The sequence below is a fragment of the Arthrobacter sp. UYNi723 genome, assembly GCF_054057635.1.
The window spans coordinates 1-3,886 of sequence record NZ_JBSRZM010000066.1 but is presented as its reverse complement, the minus strand read 5'-3'; the positions used below and the strand labels follow the sequence as shown (position 1 = coordinate 3,886).

At 55.1% G+C, this 3,886-nt stretch carries 2 rRNA genes; both read left to right on the top strand.

The features are described 5' to 3' along the window. Positions 1-351: 351 nt before the first annotated feature. Positions 352-3,498 (top strand): 23S ribosomal RNA (locus ACVWY0_RS22100). A 217-nt stretch (positions 3,499-3,715) separates the two neighbouring features. Then, a 5S ribosomal RNA gene (gene rrf, locus ACVWY0_RS22095) occupies positions 3,716-3,832 on the top strand. The last annotated feature ends 54 nt before the right edge of the window (positions 3,833-3,886 follow it).

Below are 3,886 nucleotides of genomic sequence, written 5' to 3'. Positions count from 1 at the left end.
GGGAGTGGGGTGGGTGGTTTAGTGTTTGGCACACTGTTGGGTCCTGAGGCAACAGGACCGGGGGATGGGGTTGCAGCTTACGGGTTGCGGTCTCATCTGTCCGGTGTTTGTTTGTTTCTGGTTTCCTGGCTGCATCGAGCGCGCACTTTTGGGTGTGTGGGGTGTGTGGTTTGGGGTTGTTGTTTGAGAACTACATAGTGGACGCGAGCATCTTTTATAAGAAGCAATTTCCAAGAATATATGAACCTGGATCTGTCCGGGCGTCTGTTGCTGTGGCCCTTTGGGGTTGTGGTGGTGGTGTCCGGGTGGTTTTCGTGGTTCTCTCGAAAATTAGCGTTTTTGATCTTTTGTGGTCAAGTTTTTAAGAGCACACGGTGGATGCCTTGGCATTAGGAGCCGAAGAAGGACGTAGGAATCTGCGATAAGCCTGGGGGAGTCGATAACCGGACTGTGATCCCAGGGTGTCCGAATGGGGAAACCCCGCCAGGGGCGCGAGCTGCCTGGTGACCCGCATCTGAACACATAGGGTGCGTGGAGGGAACGCGGGGAAGTGAAACATCTCAGTACCCGCAGGAAGAGAAAACAATAGTGATTCCGTCAGTAGTGGCGAGCGAACGCGGATCAGGCTAAACCGTTCCATGTGTGATAGCCGGCGGGCGTTGCATGGTCGGGGTTGTGGGACTTTCCATACTGTCTCTGCCGGGACAGTGAGGTGTGATGTGCAGGCATAGGTGAACGGTCTTGAAAGGCCGGCCAGAGAGGGTGTGAGCCCCGTAACCGAAATGTTTTGTGCCGCCTGGAGAGTATCCCAAGTAGCACGGGGCCCGAGAAATCCCGTGTGAATCTGTCAGGACCACCTGATAAGCCTAAATACTCCCTAATGACCGATAGCGGACCAGTACCGTGAGGGAAAGGTGAAAAGTACCCCGGGAGGGGAGTGAAACAGTACCTGAAACCGTGTGCTTACAATCCGTCGGAGCATCTGCAGCTTGTCTGTATGGGTGTGACGGCGTGCCTTTTGAAGAATGAGCCTGCGAGTTAGTGTTACGTCGCGAGGTTAACCCGTGTGGGGAAGCCGTAGCGAAAGCGAGTCTGAATAGGGCGTTGCAGTGGCGTGATCTAGACCCGAAGCGAAGTGATCTACCCATGGCCAGGTTGAAGCGACGGTAAGACGTCGTGGAGGACCGAACCCACTTCAGTTGAAAATGGAGGGGATGAGCTGTGGGTAGGGGTGAAAGGCCAATCAAACTTCGTGATAGCTGGTTCTCCCCGAAATGCATTTAGGTGCAGCGTTGCGTGTTTCTTGCTGGAGGTAGAGCTACTGGATGGCTAATGGGCCCTACAAGGTTACTGACGTCAGCCAAACTCCGAATGCCGGTAAGTGAGAGCGCAGCAGTGAGACTGTGGGGGATAAGCTTCATAGTCGAGAGGGAAACAGCCCAGACCACCAACTAAGGCCCCTAAGCGTGTGCTAAGTGGGAAAGGATGTGGAGTTGCGAAGACAACCAGGAGGTTGGCTTAGAAGCAGCCATCCTTAAAAGAGTGCGTAATAGCTCACTGGTCAAGTGATTCCGCGCCGACAATGTAGCGGGGCTCAAGTACACCGCCGAAGTTGTGGATTTCAGATATTAGCTAAGCCGCCCCTTGTGGGTTGGTTCAGGCGTCTGGAGTGGTAGGGGAGCGTCGTGTGGGCAGTGAAGTCGCGGTGTAAACCAGCGGTGGAGCCTACACGAGTGAGAATGCAGGCATGAGTAGCGAAAGACGGGTGAGAAACCCGTCCGCCGAATGATCAAGGGTTCCAGGGTCAAGCTAATCTGCCCTGGGTAAGTCGGGACCTAAGGCGAGGCCGACAGGCGTAGTCGATGGACAACGGGTTGATATTCCCGTACCGGCGAAAAACCGTCCATGTTGAACAGGGGATACTAACCGCCCGATACCTGCCCGCCCGCCCTTCGGGGTGATGTGGGTTTTGGTGGAGCGCGGGACCTGATCCTGGGAGGCAAGCGTATTAACAGGTGTGACGCAGGAAGGTAGCCAAGCCGGGCGATGGTTGTCCCGGTCTAAGGATGTAGGGCGAACGGTAGGCAAATCCGCCGTTCATGATGCCTGAGATCTGATGGGACCCCCTCACGGGGGGATTTGGTGATCCTATGCTGCCGAGAAAAGCATCGACGCGAGGTTTTAGCCGCCCGTACCCCAAACCGACACAGGTGATCAGGTAGAGAATACTAAGGCGATCGAGAGAATTATGGTTAAGGAACTCGGCAAAATGCCCCCGTAACTTCGGGAGAAGGGGGGCCCCAACCTTGAACACCACTTGCTGGTGGGAGGGGATCGGGGCCGCAGAGACCAGGGGGAAGCGACTGTTTACTAAAAACACAGGTCCGTGCGAAGTCGCAAGACGATGTATACGGACTGACTCCTGCCCGGTGCTGGAAGGTTAAGAGGACCGGTTAGCCTTACGGCGAAGCTGAGAATTCAAGCCCCAGTAAACGGCGGTGGTAACTATAACCATCCTAAGGTAGCGAAATTCCTTGTCGGGTAAGTTCCGACCTGCACGAATGGAGTAACGACTTCCCCGCTGTCTCAACCATAAACTCGGCGAAATTGCAGTACGAGTAAAGATGCTCGTTACGCGCAGCAGGACGGAAAGACCCCGAGACCTTTACTATAGTTTGGTATTGGTGTTCGGAGTGGCTTGTGTAGGATAGGTGGGAGACGTTGAAGCCCGGACGCCAGTTCGGGTGGAGTCATCGTTGAAATACCACTCTGGTCACTTTGGACATCTAACTTCGGCCCGTAATCCGGGTCAGGGACAGTGCCTGATGGGTAGTTTAACTGGGGCGGTTGCCTCCTAAAAAGTAACGGAGGCGCCCAAAGGTTCCCTCAGCCTGGTTGGCAATCAGGTGTCGAGTGTAAGTGCACAAGGGAGCTTGACTGTGAGAGAGACATCTCGAGCAGGGACGAAAGTCGGGACTAGTGATCCGGCGGTACATTGTGGAATGGCCGTCGCTCAACGGATAAAAGGTACCTCGGGGATAACAGGCTGATCTTGCCCAAGAGTCCATATCGACGGCATGGTTTGGCACCTCGATGTCGGCTCGTCGCATCCTGGGGCTGGAGTAGGTCCCAAGGGTTGGGCTGTTCGCCCATTAAAGCGGTACGCGAGCTGGGTTTAGAACGTCGTGAGACAGTTCGGTCCCTATCCGCTGCGCGCGCAGGAAATTTGAGAAGGGCTGTCCTTAGTACGAGAGGACCGGGACGGACGAACCTCTGGTGTGTCAGTTGTACTGCCAAGTGCACCGCTGATTAGCTACGTTCGGATGGGATAACCGCTGAAAGCATCTAAGCGGGAAGCTCGCTTCGAGATGAGATTTCCATACACCTTGTGTGTGAGAGGCCCCCAGCCAGACCACTGGGTTGATAGGCCGGATGTGGAAGCGAGGACTAACGACTCGTGAAGCTGACCGGTACTAATAGGCCGATAACTTACACCACACACCAATGCGTGAACGGCATTCAAAAGACGTTCACACCAAGCACTGGTACGAAGATAACAAGACTGCTTGCGTCCACTATGTGGTTCCCAAACAACAAACCCGTTGCTTGAGGAACTAACAACAAAATAACAACACCACACCTGCCTTAACCGGCAGGAGCATGTTGTAACCACTGATTTCCCACACACCCTCCCGGGTGTGACGGGTAGAAGGGTTACGGCGGTCATAGCGTGGGGGAAACGCCCGGTCCCATTCCGAACCCGGAAGCTAAGACCCACAGCGCCGATGGTACTGCACCCGGGAGGGTGTGGGAGAGTAGGTCACCGCCGGAACATCATTAAAACGGTCGAGAGCCCCCCAACCACCAGGTTGGGGGGCTCTCCCAC